11 protein-coding genes and 4 pseudogenes are annotated in these 17,466 nt (G+C 66.6%); 11 read left to right on the plus strand and 4 right to left on the minus strand.

Going from position 1 to position 17,466, the window contains the following annotated elements; translation table 11 throughout:
• Window positions 1-164 precede the first annotated feature (164 nt).
• Window positions 165-914, minus strand: a complete 750-nt coding sequence (locus HW445_RS00080) for a transposase family protein (RefSeq protein WP_180218943.1) — start codon at window positions 912-914, stop codon at window positions 165-167.
• A 117-nt stretch (window positions 915-1,031) separates the two neighbouring features.
• Between HW445_RS00080 and HW445_RS00085 the strand changes: the two are divergent.
• From HW445_RS00085 to HW445_RS00110, 6 genes and pseudogenes are all read left to right on the plus strand, one after another.
• Window positions 1,032-2,324 (plus strand): annotated as a pseudogene (locus tag HW445_RS00085) (IS30 family transposase); the annotation flags it as partial.
• 11 nt (window positions 2,325-2,335) lie between these two features.
• Window positions 2,336-2,641 (plus strand): annotated as a pseudogene (locus HW445_RS00090) (integrase core domain-containing protein); the annotation flags it as partial.
• A 27-nt stretch (window positions 2,642-2,668) separates the two neighbouring features.
• Window positions 2,669-3,446: pseudogene (locus tag HW445_RS00095) on the plus strand (IS5 family transposase).
• A gap of 478 nt (window positions 3,447-3,924) precedes the next feature.
• Window positions 3,925-6,396, plus strand: coding sequence for an FAD-dependent oxidoreductase (locus tag HW445_RS00100; RefSeq protein WP_180218945.1), 2,472 nt, complete (start codon window positions 3,925-3,927; stop codon window positions 6,394-6,396).
• A 218-nt stretch (window positions 6,397-6,614) separates the two neighbouring features.
• Window positions 6,615-7,205 carry a TetR/AcrR family transcriptional regulator gene (locus HW445_RS00105; protein ID WP_180218946.1) on the plus strand — a complete coding sequence of 197 codons (591 nt, stop codon included), beginning with the start codon at window positions 6,615-6,617 and terminating at the stop codon, window positions 7,203-7,205.
• A gap of 185 nt (window positions 7,206-7,390) precedes the next feature.
• Window positions 7,391-7,744 carry a cupin domain-containing protein gene (locus tag HW445_RS00110; RefSeq protein ID WP_180218947.1) on the plus strand — a complete coding sequence of 118 codons (354 nt, stop codon included), beginning with the start codon at window positions 7,391-7,393 and terminating at the stop codon, window positions 7,742-7,744.
• 197 nt (window positions 7,745-7,941) lie between these two features.
• Here the strand turns inward: HW445_RS00110 and HW445_RS34215 are convergent, their stop codons facing one another.
• Window positions 7,942-8,955, minus strand: a complete 1,014-nt coding sequence (locus tag HW445_RS34215; RefSeq protein WP_308797957.1) for an Lrp/AsnC family transcriptional regulator — start codon at window positions 8,953-8,955, stop codon at window positions 7,942-7,944.
• 166 nt (window positions 8,956-9,121) lie between these two features.
• On the opposite strand from HW445_RS34215, the gene HW445_RS00120 reads away from it, so the two are divergent.
• The 3 genes from HW445_RS00120 (at window position 9,122) to HW445_RS00130 (ending at window position 11,773) form a co-directional block, all read left to right on the plus strand.
• Window positions 9,122-10,207 carry an S-(hydroxymethyl)mycothiol dehydrogenase gene (locus tag HW445_RS00120; RefSeq protein ID WP_180218948.1) on the plus strand — a complete coding sequence of 362 codons (1,086 nt, stop codon included), beginning with the start codon at window positions 9,122-9,124 and terminating at the stop codon, window positions 10,205-10,207.
• Window positions 10,207-10,839, plus strand: coding sequence for an MBL fold metallo-hydrolase (locus HW445_RS00125; RefSeq protein WP_180218949.1), 633 nt, complete (start codon window positions 10,207-10,209; stop codon window positions 10,837-10,839). Before HW445_RS00120 ends, HW445_RS00125 begins: the two co-directional genes overlap by 1 nt.
• A 463-nt stretch (window positions 10,840-11,302) precedes the next feature.
• On the plus strand, window positions 11,303-11,773 hold the full coding sequence (locus tag HW445_RS00130) for a MaoC/PaaZ C-terminal domain-containing protein (RefSeq protein WP_180218950.1): 471 nt from the start codon (window positions 11,303-11,305) through the stop codon (window positions 11,771-11,773).
• Between the two features lie 143 nt (window positions 11,774-11,916).
• Here the strand turns inward: HW445_RS00130 and HW445_RS34325 are convergent.
• Window positions 11,917-12,713: pseudogene (locus HW445_RS34325) on the minus strand (IS5/IS1182 family transposase); the annotation flags it as partial.
• A 20-nt stretch (window positions 12,714-12,733) separates the two neighbouring features.
• On the opposite strand from HW445_RS34325, the gene HW445_RS00135 reads away from it, so the two are divergent.
• Entirely contained in the window at window positions 12,734-14,149 is a 1,416-nt protein-coding gene (locus tag HW445_RS00135; protein WP_180218951.1) for an FAD-binding oxidoreductase, read from the plus strand.
• A 70-nt stretch (window positions 14,150-14,219) separates the two neighbouring features.
• On the opposite strand, the gene HW445_RS00140 is transcribed toward HW445_RS00135, so the two are convergent.
• Complete coding sequence (locus tag HW445_RS00140; protein WP_180218952.1) at window positions 14,220-15,899, minus strand: class I adenylate-forming enzyme family protein; 1,680 nt, start codon at window positions 15,897-15,899, stop codon at window positions 14,220-14,222.
• 113 nt (window positions 15,900-16,012) lie between these two features.
• On the opposite strand from HW445_RS00140, the gene HW445_RS00145 reads away from it, so the two are divergent.
• Window positions 16,013-17,428, plus strand: coding sequence for an amidase (locus tag HW445_RS00145; RefSeq protein ID WP_308797961.1), 1,416 nt, complete (start codon window positions 16,013-16,015; stop codon window positions 17,426-17,428).
• Window positions 17,429-17,466: the final 38 nt, after the last annotated feature.

The raw sequence follows: 17,466 nt of genomic DNA on the forward strand, positions 1-17,466 counted from the left end.
TCCTGTGTACATATCCTCAGCTATCAAGAAGTACTTGTAAAGACGCGATGCCGATCTTGCTCATCTTGGCCGATTGCGAGGTGGCCAAGATGACCAAATAGGGCGTTCGTTGTTTTTCTTGGCGGAGGGGTGGCTGATTTTCGTCACCGGAGCAATGAGCTCTTTCAGCGTTGCCTCTCCAGGGTGAGGACGGCGGCGGCGATGGCGGTCATGCGGTTGGGACTGCAGCGGGCTCGGCGGAAGATACGCCAGGACTTGAGTCGGGCGACGCTTCTTTCGACGGGTGCTCGTGCCGCGGACAGGGCCTGGTTGATTGTCCGCTGGGTCGGGTTGAGGTCCTGGTGCGGGAGCCGTCTGATCGGCGTGGTCACCCAGGGGCCGGCGCCGATGTAGGCGCGGTCGGCGAGGACGGGCACTCCTTGGCGTTCGCAGATCCGGATGATGCGGTGGGTGCGGGCCGCGGTCAGGTCGTGGGTGCGGCCGGGCAGGGCTGGCGAGATCCACAGCAGGTTGCCCGCGGGGTCGGCGATGACCTCCAGGTTCACGCCGTGGCGGCGGTGCTTCTGGGAGAAGTCGGCCCGGCTGTCGCCGACCCGGTCGCACTCGGCGAGCGTGCCGTCGAGCAGGACGTGCTCGGGATCGGCTTCCCGCAGGACTCGCAGCAGGCCGGGTGCTCGGCGGGCGAGGTGACCGACGACGGCGGTGACGTAGGCGTGGGCGGTGCCGACGGATATGCCGAAGCCGGCGGCGATCTGGGGGAGCGGGTCGTGCCGGCGGAGGTAGGTCAGGGCGACGAGAGCACGCTGGTGCGGTGGGAGCTTGCAGCGGCGGTCACCCTCACGGGTGACGATGAGCATGGTTACCCACTCGACCAAGGCGTGCGGCAGGTCGAGTGAGGCAGGATGGGGAACCAACGAGGCTCCTGCGCTGATGAGTTGAGACGTCGAACACCTCTCTCAACGGCACAGGAGCCTCGTGCGTTGCGGGCCGCCTGCCGGTCACCCGATCAGTGGCCACTCTGAAAGAGCTCACTGATCGCCACAGGGATCACGACGGTGGAGGCGGCGTTGACGGTCGGCGTGTCGTGGCCGGTGGGGGCGAGGTGGTTTCGTCACGCTGGCGGCATGCCTCCGATCTCGTTGGCCGAGCCCACGGGCCGGTACCTCACGTTCGAGGAGCGTGAGGAAATCGCGATCCTCAGGGCGATGAGCAAGGGCGTGCGCGAGATCGCCCGCGCCCTGGGGCGTGATACCGGGACGATCTCTCGCGAACTGCGCCGCAACGCCGCCACGCGCAGCGGCAAGCAGGAATACCGCGCGACGGTCGCCCAGTGGAAAGCTCAGCAGGCCGCCAAGCGCCCGAAGAGCGCGAAGCTCCTGGAAGACGACCGGTTGCGCCAGTACGTGCAGGAGCGGCTCGCCGGGAACGTCCACCGACCTGACGGGACGGTCGTCGCGGGACCGCCGACGCCTGCGTGGAAGGGGCTGAACAAGCCACACAGGCAAGACAGACGGTGGGCGACAGCATGGAGCCCGGAACAGATCTCGCACCGGTTGAAGGTCGACTTCCCCGAGGATGAGTCCATGCGGATCAGCCATGAGGCGATCTACCAGTCGCTGTTCATCGAGGGCCGTGGAGCGCTCAAGCGGGAGCTGGTCACCTGCCTGCGCACCGGACGGGCACTGCGAGAGCCTCGGGCAAGGTCACGGAACAAACCGCAAGGGCACGTCACCGCGGACGTCGTCTTGAGCGAACGCCCTGCTGAGGCCGCAGACCGTGCGATGCCGGGACACTGGGAAGGCGATCTGATCATCGGGACCGGACGGTCCGCGATCGGCACACTCGTCGAGCGCAGCAGCCGGTCCACGATCCTCGTCCACCTGCCCCGGCTCGAGGGCTGGGGCCGGAAGCCCCCGGAGAGGAACAGCCCGTCCCTGGGCGGCTACGGGGCCACCGCGATGAACGCCGCGCTGACGGCCTCGGTGACGCGGCTGCCCGAGCAACTGCGCAGGACCCTGACCTGGGACCGCGGGAAAAAGCTCTCCGGCCATGCTCAGTTCACGCTCGACACCGGAACGAAGGTGTTCTTCGCCGACCCACACTCGCCCTGGCAGCGCCCAACCAACGAGAACACGAACGGGCTGCTGCGGCAGTACTTCCCCAAGGGGACCGACCTGGCCAGGTGGTCCGCCGAGGACCTCGAGGCCGTCGCCCTGGCGATCAACAACCGGCCCCGCAAGATCCTCGGCTGGAAGACTCCCGTCGAGGTATTCGGCGAGCAGCTACGCTCGCTACAACAACCCGGTGTTGCAACGACCGGTTGAACTCGCCCTAGTACACGTCGTTCGCCTTCACCGCCCACCTCCTCGAGGCCGGCATCGACGCCTCGATCGGCACCGTCGGCGACGCCCTGGACAACGCACTCATGGAGTCCCAGATCGGCCTCTGCAAGACCGAGCTGATCAAGCCCCGCAAGCCATGGCACGGCCTGCCCGGCGTTGAGCTAGCGACTGCCGAATGGGTCGACTGGTTCAACAACCAGCGTCTCCACACCGCGATCGGGAGCATCCCGCCCCGCGAACACGAGACCAACTACTACGCTCAACACCAGCCCCAACCGGCGGCTGGAGCCAACGCATAGAGCCTCCACCGATCCCGGAGCGGTTCACTGTCGTCGCTGATCGAGCCGTTGTTTCCCGAGCCGGGCCCGAAGCTGGTCGCCGGGCGGCCGGGGGTTCCTGACCGGCAGGCTCTGTGCGGGATCCTGTTCGTCCTGCACACCGGCATCCAGTGGGAGTACCTGCCCCAGAAGCTCGGCTTCGGCTCCGGCATGACGTGCTGGCGGCGGCTCGCCGCCTGGAACGAGGCCGGCGTGTGGGACCGCCTCCACGTCGTCCTGCTGCAGAAGCTGCGAGCGGCGAAGCAGCTCGACTGGTCCCGGGCGGTGATCGGCTCCAGCCATGTGCGGGCCGCTCGGCGAGGCCCAAAAGCGACCCCAACCCGGTCGACCGCGCATGGCCGGGCAGCAAGCACCACGTCCTCGGCGACGGACAGGGCGCGTCCCGCTCGCGGTGTCGCTGACCGGCGGAAACCGCAACGACGTCACGCAGCTGCTGCCTCTTCTCGCCAAGGTGCCGTCCGTCGCGGGCCTGGTCGGGCGACAACGGCGGCGGCCCGACGTGGTACTCGGCGCCCGCGGCTACGACCACGACAAGTACCGCCGGCTCGTATGGGCCCTGGGCGTCAAACCGGTGATCGCCCGCCGCGGTGTCCCGCACGGCTCCGGGCTCGGAGTGCACCGGTGGGTCGTCGAGCGCACCATCGCCTGGCTCCACGGCTTCCGGCGCCTGCGCGTCCGCTGGGAACGACGCGACGACATCCACGAAGCCTTCCTCGGCCTTGCGACGTGCTTGATCACCCACCGACACGTCCAACGCCTTTGTTAGGACCTCTAAGCCTGCAGTGGACAGGCAAGCAGAACCCCTTGGCAGTTGGCAATAAGTTCGTATTATTGCGACATGCTGGCAGACATGGCCTCTGGCCTCCCTGCGGACATCATCGTTGCCCTGAGCTGCCCTGACCGCAGCGGCACCATCCACGCGAACTTGGACTCCGTCCTCGATCACGACGTTTTGATTCCGGCCAGCCAGCACCACAGCGCCGCGACGAGTGGCCGCTCCTCTGTGCGGATCCGAGCAAGTCTCGGTGGACAGCACACCCCGGCCCCCTCCGCACCCGCCATACCCAGCCCACGACCACGGCGTGAAGCTCATCGGTGCCACGGCCCACTACGTAACCACCGACGTCGATGAGAACTGCCGCGTCCTGCTTAACGATCACCGCTCAGTGGTCCTCCATTGAGGTCGCACGAAGCAGCCATACCTGAGCATTCCCGTAACTAGTGCCACGATCTGAAAGGTCACCATGGAACGCCTCGTCGACAAAGCCCTCACCGCCCGGTCCTTCTCGGCCGAGGTTGCCAGCCCTCTGCCGCCGCGGTCCCGAACCGTGATCATCGGCGGCGGTATTGTGGGCTGCAGCACCGCCTACCATCTCGCGGCCAACGGTGACACCGATGTGCTCCTAGTCGAGCACAATGCCATCACGAGCGGAACCACATGGCACGCTGCGGGCCTGACGTCGAGCATCCGCAGCACGCCAGCACTGACCGAACTTGCCTACTACGGCATCGAAACGTACCAACGGCTCGAGGCTGCCTCCGGCGTCGACGTCTCCTTCAACCAGTGCGGCTCCATCAGCCTCGCCCGCACCCGAGGGCGTTCCGACGAGCTGCGTTACTCCGCGGCGTTGGCCCGCCAGATGGGGCGCACGGCAGAACTCATCTCTCCCGCGCAGGTCACCGAGCTCTTCCCCCTGGCCGCGGCGGACGGCATTCTCAGCGCTCTGCATCAGCCGGAGGACGCCCACGTCAATCCGGGGCACGCTGCCGCAGCCCTCGCTAAACTTGCACACGAGCGCGGCGTCCAGATCCGCGAAGGGGTCGAAGTGACCCGCATCACCCACGACCAAGGCGTGGTCACAGGCGTCGACACCTCTTTGGGTCATGTGGAATGCGAGCGCATCGTTCTCGCGGCCGGCCTGTGGAGCCGTGATCTCGCGGCACGCAGTGGCGTGGCGTTGCCTGTCTATGCCGCGGAACACATGCACGTGCGTACCTCTCCCCTCCCCGGTGCGCATCCTGGGCTGCCTGTCCTGCGCGATCTCGACGGGTACCTGTACGTCCGGCACGAGCAAGGGCGACTCCTTATCGGTGCCTTCGAGCCTGACGGTATTCCCCGCACCGTCAGCGGCATCGGCACTGCGGGCTTCATCGAGTTCCCGCCCAACTGGGAGCACTTCGCACCCGTGCGACGACTCGCGGAGGAACGCGTACCACTGCTGCGCACAGCAGCCTACGACCGGTTTCTGAACGCACCAGAGTCCTTCACACCGGACGGCAACTTCTGCCTCGGAGAGTCCGCCGAGCTACGCAATTTCTATGTGGCCGCAGGCTTCAACTCTCAAGGGATCATCTACGGCCCCGGCGCGGGACGCGCGCTGGCCGAGTGGATCGTGGGTGGCGGCCCTTCGTTCGACTCGTCAGCCGTCGACGTTCAGCGCTTCGCGCGGGTGCAGCACAACCGCCGCTACCTGCACGCCCGGACCAAGGAGGCACTGGGCCGGCTCTACGCCATGCATTGGCCGCACCTCCAGCCAGCCACCGCCCGGAACGTGCGCAGGTCACCGCTGCATGAGCGGCTGGTGGCTGCCGGCGCCTGCATGGGGGAACGTGCCGGCTGGGAACGTGCGGACTGGTACGCGCTGTCCGGGAGCCCCGCCCGGTACGAATACAGCTACGGCAAGCAAAACTGGTTCGAGAGCGTCCGTGAAGAACACCGCGCGGCCCGGGAGGGTGTCGCGTTGTTCGATCTGAGCTCCTTCACCAAGGCGGAGGTGGCGGGCTCGGATGCTCTCGACGTCCTGCAGCGTTTGTGCACCGCCAATGCTGACCTGCCCTTCGGTCGGCTGCGCTACACACTCATGCTCAACGATTCCGGCGGCATCGAGCTCGACGGCACCGTTGTCCGCCTGGACACTGACAGGTTCTGGGTCATCACCCCTGCGGCCTCGCAGACCAAAACAATGGCGCTGCTCCAGCGCCTCACCAGGGGACGTGCAGCTGCGGCATTCGACGCCACCTCCGCCTATGCCACCATCGCGGTCATGGGCCCGTATAGCCGCGAGTTGATGGGCCGCGTCTCACCCGCCGGCTGGACGGACGAGGACCACCCGTTCGCCCAGGCGCGCGAGGTGGAGGTGGCCGACGGACTCGCTCTCGCCCTGCGCGTCAGCTTCGTCGGTGAACTGGGTTTCGAGCTCTACGTGCCCAGCGACCAAGCGGTCAACGTCTACGACGCGCTCATCGATGCTGGACAAGACCTCGGTCTGCGGCATGCCGGCTATCTCGCGCTCGACTCCCTGCGCTCCGAGAAGGGCTATCGGCACCTCGGCCACGACATAGGCCCGCACGGCGACCCTTACGAGGCCGGCTTGGGATTCGCCGTCTCTATGCGCAAGGAGACGGAGTTCGTCGGTAAGGCCGCCTTGCAACGACGGGGCGATGCCAGGCGCCGGCAGGCGGTTCATCTCGCATTGCGGGACCCCGACACCGTCTTCGTCCACAACGAAACCATCTTCCGCAATGGCGTACAGGTCGGGCGTGTGACGAGCGGCAGTTACGGCTACACCCTTGGTCGCGCGTGCGGTATCGGCCTCATCGACGCCGACGTGCCCGTCGAGGGGGACTTCTCCGTCGATTGTGGCGGCGTCCGGGTGGCTGCGGACATCTCTCTGCGCCCGTTCTTCGACCCGGACAGCACCCGTATGAAAGGCTGACGGGCGCCAACCACGCCGTGCGGGTGCCGGCCGTTCAGACCGAAACCTTGCGGTCGGCACCGGCTCCCGCACGGTTGCCTCAGCACCCGCGCGACCTGGCACATCAGAGATGCCAGTCCGCTCGATAGCATGGCTTTCCGAAGTGACGAGGAACCGCAGAATCGGACTGTTGCCAGGAGTGGAGAGTGTCCCGAGCTACGGCGCGTACAGCGCGTGACGTGCTGGCCGGACAACGGCGTGCCGAAATCCTGAACGCTGCGGAAAAGCTCCTGGCCATCCATGGTTTTGATGCATTGCGACTGCGCGACGTGTCCGAGGCCGCCGGCGTGTCCATCGGACTGATCCAGCACCACTTCGCAACGCGCGACGATCTGCTGCTGGAAACCATGCGTGTGGCCAGTCGCTGCAGGGCACAGCAATGGAGCGACCTCGCCCGCTCTGCTCCCTCCCCCGGCGCCCGGGTACGCGCGCTGATCGAAGGCGCGATCGGGGACCATCACCGCTGCATCATCTGGATCGAGACGTGCGCTGCGGCAACACGGCACCCCGAACTGCTCGAGGATGTGCGCCAGACGCAACAGGCATGGCACAGCACGATCACCGCGGCGCTGACAGATGCGCTGCGGGATGACAGTGTGCCCGCGCACGGATCGCCAAGTGACACGGCCGAACTCCTGATCAGGCTCATCGACGGCTTCATACTCGACGCGGCAGTCGGAACACCCGACCCGGCCGACATCGAGCGCCGCCTTGCTCAACTCAAGGAAGCTGCCAACCGGATCCTGGGCGGACGCTGGCTCACTGCGTAGTGAGCCAGCGCTCTGTGCGTTGCCGACCTCCTGCGACTGACGAACAGTGTCGGAGGACGACGACATCGCTGGACACTCCCATCATGGCCGCCCGGCCGCTGACAGGCCCGGACACTCCGTCGTGCACCCTTCGAAGGGTGACTTGACAGCCGCAGGGACGGGCAGCGGTGTCGTAGCATCCGCTCATGACTGAAAGCAGCAGCTTCGCCGTGCACGTTCCCGAAGTGGCACTGCATCCCGAGCCACTTGATCCCGCAAGTGTCGTGCAAGGCACGCCCGAGGTGTCCTCCGCGGTGCTGTGGGAGTCAGCGGACGGTGATCAAATACGCGGCATCTGGCAGATGACGCCCGGAGTCGTCACGGACACCGAGGCGGACGAACTATTCATCGTGGTAAGTGGTGAAGCCACGATCGAGGTCGAGGGTGGACCCACCTTTTCCGTTCGGCCAGGGGACGCCTGCGTGCTGAGGGCTGGAGACCGGACAACGTGGACGGTACACAAGACACTGCGCAAGGTGTTCCACGTCTCGATGCCGTAGGGCTGGCCTCGATTCTGCCAGAGACCGACGTCGCCGGCGGAGTGTGGGCCCTGGTGTTCGCCGCGCTAAACAAAATTGCGGACAGCGCCTGGTGGCGGTCCCTCTTGCGGCATGCGAGGACAGGTGGAAGCGGCGACACGGTGCGCCAGTAACACGAGGGGGATCCATCTGACCAACAAACAGGATGCGGGTCGGCCTCAGGCAGGACCGCGCGGTATGAGGCGCTTGACCTCCCGGATGACCGGGGCGGTCTCCACCGACTGGATGTCCGGCAGAGCACCGACGTGGTGCGTGAGATAGAGGTAAAGCTCAGTGGCGTTGCGGCAGATGACCGTGGCGATCAAGTTCGAGGGGCCCGTGGTGGCGGCCACCAGGTCCGTCTGCGGATGGGCGCTGAGGGTTTCCCCAACTCTCTGCAGTGCGCCCGGAGCCACCCTCAACCACAGCATCGCGCGCTTCCTGTAGCCGAGGCGGTTCGGAGGAAAGTCGACGTTCACACGGACCGCACCGGTCTGCCGCAGACGTTCAAGGCGGCGTCGTACGCTCGAAGGGGACAGGTCGGTACCGGCAGCCAGCTCGGGTAGGCCAGCACGGCCGTCCCTGGCAAGTACGTCGACCAGCGCATGATCGGCCTCGTCAAGTTCGACGGTCTGCTGGACGGTGCCGAGTGCGGCCAGTGGCGGAACAGGAGGGGCCGGCGCAGGGGCATACGGCGGCTGGAGCGCGCTGTGCTGTTCCGCGCTGAGAGCGCCGAGCTTGGTGTACCAGTGGGGTGGGTTGCCGCAAAAGGTGCGCAGGAAACAGTGGGCGTCGAAGGAGATGATGCGCGGGGTGCGGGGCAACGCTCGCAGCAGGACCTCTTCGTCCTCCTCCGCGCTGCCCGTGTGGATGGTGCAGTGCAGTTCGGTCCCGCCGGAGGCGAGGCTTATATAGCCGGTGTCTGGGCGGCGGGCGAGAGCCTCGGCGATGGGCAGAACGGCGTCCGGGGCACAGCGCAGACGCAGCAGCCAACGGGTGCGGCCGAGGCGCTCCGCGTCGGGTTCTCCGATGATGTGCAGGCCCTTTTCTCGTAGCCGCCTGTAGCGGCGGGCCACCGTGTGTTCGGAGACGTCGAGGACCGTGGCCATGCGACGGAACTGCGCCCGCCCGTCCAGTTGGAGTGCGTGCAGCAGCTGGCGGTCGAGCCGGTCGGGGGTGCTGTTATCGGTCACGGAGCCCCTACCTTTTGATGGTGTCCGCCGCCTTCTTCGCGTCGGCTGTGAGCGGCTGGCGTGTCACGCGATCGTAAGTCCCGCAGACGGCGGGCGTCATACCGGTTCGCCGCTGGGAGCGCCCGTCTGTCGGTACTCCCCTTCGTTGCATATGTGAGGACGTGACATGTCACAGCATGTTCGTGGAGTCGTGGTAACCGCCAAGGACGCCCCGGCGGTGGTCACCACTATCGTCGTTCCGGACCCGGGCCCGGGCGAGGCCGTGGTGAAGATCGCGGCGTGCGGCGTATGCCACACGGATCTGCACTACAAGCAAGGCGGCATCGGCAACGAATTTCCCTACCTCCTGGGCCACGAAGCGGCGGGCGTCGTGGAGAGCGTCGGCGAGGGCGTCAGCGAGGTCGCCGTCGGTGACTTCGTCGTACTGAACTGGCGCGCCGTCTGCGGACAGTGCCGTGCCTGCCGCCGCGGTCGCCCGCAGTACTGTTTCGACACGCACAACGCGAAGCAGAAGATGACCCTGGAGGATGGCACCGAGCTCTCCCCCGCCCTGGGCATTGGGGCGTTCGCCGAGAAGACTCTTGTGGCCGCCGGGCAGTGCACCAAGGTGGATTCTTCCGTCTCGCCGGCCGTTGCCGGGCTGCTTGGCTGCGGCGTTATGGCGGGCATCGGCGCCGCGATCAACACCGGCCAGGTCGGCCGCGGCGACAGCGTCGCCGTGATCGGCTGCGGGGGCGTCGGTGGCGCGGCGATCATCGGTTCCCGGCTCGCGGGCGCCGCACGGATCATCGCGGTGGACATCGACGACAAGAAGCTGGAGACGGCCCACACGTTGGGCGCCACCCACACCGTCAACTCCCGTACTCAAGATGCTGTCGAGGTCATCCGAGAGTTGACCGGGGGCAACGGTGCCGATGTCGTTGTCGAGGCGGTCGGTCGCCCGGAGACGTACGAACAGGCGTTTTACGCGCGGGATCTGGCCGGCACCGTCGTACTCGTCGGCGTACCGACTCCGGACATGCGCATTGAACTGCCGCTGCTTGACGTGTTCGGTCGCGGCGGCGCGCTGAAGTCCAGCTGGTACGGCGACTGTCTGCCCTCACGGGACTTTCCGATGCTCGTCGACCTCCACCTGCAAGGACGTCTGGACCTGGAAGCCTTCGTGACGGAGACCGTCGGCCTGGGCGACGTCGAGAAGGCATTCGCGCGGATGCACGACGGTGACGTCCTGCGCTCGGTTGTGGTGCTGTGATGGGTGCCCGTATCGAGCGCCTCACCACCTCCGGCACGTTCAGCCTGGATGGCGGGACCTGGGAGGTCGACAACAACGTATGGGTCGTCGGCGATGACACCGAGGTCGTCGTCATCGACGCCCCGCACGACGCGGACGTCATCGCCACAGCCGTTGGCGATCGCATGCTCAAGGCCATCGTATGCACGCACGCACATGACGACCACGTGCGCGAGGCGCCGAAGCTGTCCGGCATGACCGGCGCCCCGATCCTGCTGCACCCCGACGACCTACCGGTATGGAAACTGACCCATCCGGAGCATGAGCCGGACGGTGAACTGGCCGACGGGCAGGTCGTGGAGGTCGCAGGCATCGAACTGCAGGTGCTGCACACACCGGGGCACGCACCGGGCGCGGTATGTCTGTACGCGCCTGCTCTCGCGGTGGTGTTCACCGGCGACACTCTTTTCTCGGGCGGCCCCGGCGCCACCGGCCGTTCTTTCTCGGACCACCCTACGATTGTGGACTCGATCCGCCGCCGGCTGCTCACTCTGCCGCTCGCGACAGTCGTGCACACCGGCCACGGTCCGAGCACCACCATCGCCGCCGAGGCGCCCGGTTTCGATCGAGAGTTCCCCCGCGACGAGAGCTGAGTGCGCATCCAGCTACCCGACTCCGGCTGGCTCTCACGGGCCGCTCGATCGCGACCGCGCTGCGGCCCACTGCAGGGCGTTCGCCCCCACCGATGTGCTCCGGCCCAGCAGTCGCTGGGCCGGAGCACATCGGTGACTTCGTCTCTTACTCTTTCCGCCGACCCTCTGACAGGTACCACAGGGTCGGCAAGGGCTGGCACATCAGCTGCCCGAACCGCAGGGGGCCGTTCGCGGACAGCTGGTGAACTCGTTAGTCACCTGGTCGATCTTTTCGGATCTTCTCCCAAAGTTCCCGCAATGCAGGAGCGGTGCCTTGCGGATACACAACGCACCCCGCCGTATCGCCAACTCCGTCGTCGACGAGCACCACACACCCTTGTGATGTGCGACGAGCGTTATATATGCTGCGTTACACGAAATCGCCACACGGCGTTCGCCGAGCATCGGACGGAAGGGCTGCCGCATGACCGACACACCGAGCAGTGAAGGAACGCCAGCTACGGTCGGCCAGGTGATCACCGGCGAACCCTTCGTGGTGACCCGCGAAGACTCGGACCAGTTCGAGAGCAGCACCTGGATCGATCGCGCCTACCCGGACGACGCGATCCCCGAGTTCCCCGAGGACATCGTTGAGGGGTTTCACCTCCTGGCGCTGGTCGACCCCGTACTGCAGTTCGCTCTCGGCAAGGACCGCGGCAGTATGTGGGGGCTGAACTACGGGCTTGACAAGGTCCGCTTCATCTCGCAGGTGCGCCTCGGTGACCGCGTGATTCCGACCTTCGAGACCCTCGCAGTCGAGCCCAAGGACGGAGGCTTCAAGGTGCTGCGGCGCTGCACCTTCACCGTTGAGGGCGCCGAGCGCCCGGCGATGGTCGCCGACTGGTGGGGGTACCAGCTGCCGCGCGGTGTCGTGGAAAAGGCGCGCCGGTCCTGAGCCGATCAGCAAGGGTGGCGAGCGACGCTCGAGACCGTCAGCGCTGCCCCTCTGCCTGAGCAGACGCTGCCGGTTTGCCTGAGGGCGCTGGACGGCGAGGGCATCCAGGGGCCAGAACTTCCACACCGTGATTGCTGAGTCCGGGGGAGCCCGAGTCGTAGGCGGGCGAGAGTGGCCATGGCCTTTTTGTGCTTGAGTTTGTTGAAGCAGTCTTGAGGACGTTGCAGCGTCGGTAGACGGCCCTGCAAGTCGGCAGCCTCTGACACCTGGGCGGATGCGGCCGCTACTCTCGTCGATCCGCTTTGGGCTAGCACCTTGATGCCCCGGCGGCGTTAGCGTTCCGGGCTCCTGGTGGACGGGGCGCCCATGCCCACGAAGGCACGCTTGGACCGTGTGCGGGGTCGGGCAGGCCACACCGGCTGCCGACGGGACGTCACTTGCTCGAACTGGGTGCCGTCTGCCATTCCCGGCGGTCCGTGTGAGGGCGAGTGGCCTGATCCCCGCGGACTCAGCGCCGCGGGGCCAATGTATTGCCACCCCGCGCCACCATTCCGGGGCCGACCGCGCGCTGGTGGGTCGGCACCGTCATGACGAAGACGCTTAAGGCCATCCAGTCGACCCTGCCGACCACGCCTCAGCGTAGTTGGCCAGGGGTGAGGAGCCGGCCGCTGCTCCCGTTGGTCGACCAGCGCCGGAAGCGCTCATCGACCGCAGCCCAGGTCTTTGTACCTCCCGAGCAGGTCTTTCGGCCGGCGCCCTCGGACAGGTGTCCGTTGACGGCCTGACGGCGGTCCCACACCGGCCTTTCCTTCCGCGGCGGAGCCAGCAACGGCCCGATCTCCGCCCACGACTCGTCAGCCAGCTCATGACGACGCGCCACGAACAGACACACGGAGCCCTGATTTTGCGCACCCGGCCTAGCCACTTCACAAACTGACATCTCGAGACTCAGGAACCCGCGTGAAACAGCACCAGACTGCATACGAACGCAACGCCCCGGATCAGCGCGTTGTCGAGCGAGCCCTCGCCTCCAGCCAGAGCGAGGTGTACTGGCTGGAAGAAGCGGGCACGCAAACGCGCTACCCCAAGCTCACCTCATCCATGACGTCGGACCTGACCATCGTGGGCGGCGGCTATCTGGGGCTGTGGACGGCGGTGAATGCCAAGCGCCGCAATCCGGGTCAGCGCGTCGTGCTCCTGGAGGCGCAAAACATCGGCTGGGCGGCCTCGGGTCGCAACGGAGGGTTCTGCGAAGCCTCCATCACTCACGGGGACGAGAACGGTCGGGCGCGGTGGCCCGACGAGTTTGACACGCTGCACAGGCTCGGCGAGGAAAACCTGGACGGCTTCGATCGCGACGTACACGACCTCGGGCTCAATTGCCAGTGGGAACGCACGGGCACGCTCGCGGTCGCCGTGGAGGAGCATCAAGTTCCGTGGCTGCGGGGCGCCCGGCACGAACTGGACGTCGAAGCTGTCCGGTCTGAGATCAACAGCCCTCTCTTTCTCCACGGTGCACTCGACCCGAAGGGCGCCGCACTGGTCCATCCCGCTCGTCTCGCACTGGAACTCGCTCGTGCCGCCGTCGAACTTGGTGTCGACATCTACGAGCATTCGGCGGCCATCGGTATCCATACCAACAAGGTCGCACAGAAGGTCGAGGTCCGGACTGCGCACGCCACGGTGTCGTCGGGCCGCGCGGTACTGGCGACCAACGTGTTCCGGTCCCTACTGCGCCGTAACCGTCTGATGACCGTCCCGGTCTACGATTACGTGCTCATGACCGAGCCCTTGACTACCCAGCAACTGGCCTCCATCGGGTGGAGCCGTCGTCAAGGGCTCACGGACTTGGCGAACCAGTTCCACTACGCCCGCCTGACGCAGGACAACCGCATCCTGTACGGCGGGTACGACGCCATTTACCACTTCGGCCGCAAGGTCAGGCGAGAGTACGAGAACCGTCCCGAGAGTTTCGCACGGCTGGCGTCACACTTCTTCGCTACCTTCCCCCAGTTGGAGGATGTCCGCTTCAGCCACCGCTGGGCCGGCGCGATCGACACCTGCACTCAGTTCACAGCCTTCTACGGGCTGACACATGGTGGGCGTGTGGCGCACGCCGCGGGATTCACCGGACTCGGTGTGGGAGCGACCCGGTTTGCCGCCGACGTCCTGCTCGACCTGCTCTCGGGTGGGACGACGCCCCTGACGGAGTTGAAGATGGTTCGCCAGCGGCCCTTGCCGTTCCCTCCGGAGCCGGTCGCCAGTGTGGGCATCAACATGACCCGCTGGGCACTCGACCGTGCTGACCACCGGCAGGGCCGACGCAACCTGTTCCTACGTGCGCTCGACGCCGTGGGGTTCGGCTTCGACTCCTGATGAGCGGTCGACCGCTGTACGTCAGAGGGGCTGCCGCTGAGTCGAAGCGACAGCCCCTATGACATTCGCTTCAACGAGCGTGTGTCTGACCGCCCAGCCGGTCCCAGGCCGCGTCGGTCGTGTGTCGTCCGTTCACCATCAACTCCTTCTTGGGGATGCGCTGGGACGCGGTTCGTGGGAACGGCTCGACTCGGTGCTCGATGTAGCGAGGGATCTTCTGTCGCGTCAGCCGCTGCGCACAGAAGTCGGAGAGACGGGCGGGGTCGAACGTCGCGCCCGGCACCAGTTCGACGTACGCCTTGATCTCTTCACCCATGACAGGGTCGTCGACCGGGACCACGGCCGTGTCCAGCACGGCGGGGTGCCTGCGCAGGACCGCCTCGACTTCGGCAGGAGCGATGTTGATCCCACTGCGCCGGATGACTTCCTTACGCCGTCCCTCGAAGTAGTAGACGCCGCGGGCGTCTCGGTGCATGAGGTCTCCGGTTCGAAGCCAGCCGTCGTGGAGGACTTCGGCCGTGGCCGCCGGGTTACCGAGGTACCCCTCGAACACGATCTCTCCGGACAGCTCCAACTCTCCTGAGCCTGGGCCCTCGACCACGTGCCCGTCCAAGTCGACGAGCCGTGCCTCCACGTCGGGAAGCGGTATCCCGAGCGCCCCGCTGCCGACGAACTCCGCCGCGACATGCGCCGGCATGCTGATGGCCGGGCCGGACTCCGAGGACCCGTAACTCTCGCTCCACGGGAAGCCGAAACGGCGCTCCAGTTCGGCATGCCGGTCGGGCGGGATTGCCAGGGCCGTCGCGTGACGGATCTTGTGGTCTCTATCGGTGGGGCCTTCGGGCCGCCCCAGCAAGAGGTTCGGCACGGCGCCGATGCTCAGAATGTCGGTGGCGCCAGACGCGCGCGCGACGTCCCAGAAGCGGCTGGCGCTGAACTTCCGCATCAGGACGAGTGAGTCGCCGGAGCACATGGCCGCGAACAGGTACGTCAGCGGATCTCCGTAGTGGAGCTGCAGTGGCATCAGCATGCGCATCGATTCGGTGGTGGCCCGGCGACGACGCAGGTGCACGTCCATGTAGCGGAGCGTCTCATCGTGACGGCCACCCAGGGCCTTGGGCAGACCTGTGGTTCCCGAGGTGTAACCGATGTCGACCAGGTCGTCGAGGGATGCCTGGACATCGACCAGACGCAGGGGAGTGACGCCCTGGAGCAGGTGGTCGAACCCGGACGGCTCCGGGTCCCGCACCTTGATGACGGTCCGCAACGACGCAACGGTGCCGACAAGTCCGCGCATGACGGCGTCGGAGCTGTCCTCGGTGACAGCCAGCACACACCCGGCGTTATCAACGGCGTACTGGGCGTCGTGCGTACCGATGTCTGGCGGGACGGACACGACCACGCATCGGTTGGCCAGCACCGCAAGGAAGGCAATGACGTACTCGGCGCGGTTGCTCAGCGCGAGCACGACTCGGTCGCCGGTTGCGAGCAGTGTCGACAGATGGCCCGCGAAGCGTTCGGCATGCTCTCGGAGTTCGTGGGCGGTGAAGGCAGCTCCGTCGTCGAACAGCAGCACCTGTTGCCCGCCGAACCGGTCGATACCGCGGCTCAGGACCTGCAGCAGCGGCTCGCGCGGGCAGCCTTCCCAGGTGCCGGGGAACTCATCGGGCCAGGTGACGGGTGCCAAGTCATCGCCGAACTTGGTGCTTTGCAGTCGTGTGGCTGGGGTGGCAGGGCCGCTGTCGGACATCGTGTACCTCCGGAACACGGTGAGAGTGCGCTGCAGAGTACATGACTTATTGCTTGTGTTACATAACACAGACAATACATACTCGGCGCGTCGCCGCTTACATGGGAGATCGCGTGTCCGATGAACTGATCTGGAAGAGTGCCGCAGAACTCGGCGAACTCTACCGAAGCCGCAAGGTGTCGCCTGTCGAGGTGGTCGAAGCCGTCCTGGCACGCATGGAGCTGGTCCAGCCGGCTCTGAACATCATGGTCACCGCGACGGCCGAACAGGCACGCACCGAGGCGAAGTCGGCAGAGCGGCGGTTCGCCGCCGGCGAGGACCTGCCCCTGCTTCACGGCATCCCGGTGACCGTGAAGGACCTGGCCGAGACCGCCGGGGTACGCACCACGTACGGATGCACGGCGTTCGCCGAGTTCGTTCCGGACTTCGACAACATCGGCTGGGCGCGGCTCAAGGCGCAGGGGGCGATTCTCCTGGGGAAAACCACCACGCCGGAGTTCGGCCTGCTGGGCGTGACTGAGAGCAAACTGACCGGGTCGACCAGCACTCCGTGGCGTCCCGGCTACAACGCGGGTGGCTCCTCCGGCGGTGCCGCTGCGGCAGTGGTAGCGGGCGTCGGCCCGATCGCATGGGGGTCCGACGGCGGAGGATCCATTCGAGTTCCGGCCTCGCTCTGCGGCGCGGTAGGCATCAAGCCCTCGATCGGCCGGGTCCCGTACTTTGACTGCGACGACGGCGACTCCACGGACGGACCGATCGCCCGCACGGTACTCGACGCGGCTATCGCCCTCGAGGCAACCAAGGGGCATGACCCGCGTGACCGCTTCTCCGTGCCGAGGGACCCGCGCAACTACATCGAGGCGGCCAGGACGCCCGGCGACCTCACCGGGGTCCGCGTGGCAGCCTGCTACCACCTCGGGCAAAGCGTTCTCCACCCGGACGTACGCCGCCTGTTCGGTGCCGCACTAGAAGACATGCGCGCGGCAGGCGCGGTGGTCAAGGAAGTGGAGATCGCCCTTCCCGACACCGAGGAGTACTTCGCTCATATCAACGGCCATGCCTACCGGCAGTACACGGAGGAGCTGGAGGGTATGGGCGTAGAACTGTGGCCCATGATCAAACAGGTGGCGACGGTCGCCGACAAGGTAACGGCCCGCCAGGTGAACGACGCCAACCACGCCGGAAAGACTGCGATATACAACGCCTTCATGAGGGCGATGGCCGGTGCGGACGTCATGGTCACCCCGACCACGGCGGTGCCGGCTTTCCCCCATGGCGGCGCGCGCGGCCCTGCGGCGATCGTCGACGGCCACCACGTCGAGGCTTTGGGCCAGCTGTGTCATATGACGACCGAACCGCCGAGCCACGCGGGTTTGCCGGCGATCAGCGTGCCGGGCGGGTTCACCCCGGAGGGACTGCCGATCGGGCTTCAGTTCATCGGCCCCCTGTGGGCAGACGCCGATCTGATCTCCGTAGCCGCACGGTACCAGCGGGCGACCGACTGGCACACGCGTCGCCCCGCGGTCTGATTCTCGCCTCCCTCCGGGCCGCCACCCGGGGGCGGCAT

Origin of the sequence: Streptomyces sp. UH6 (genome assembly GCF_013421635.1) — a bacterium.
GTDB lineage: Bacteria > Actinomycetota > Actinomycetes > Streptomycetales > Streptomycetaceae > Streptomyces > Streptomyces abyssomicinicus.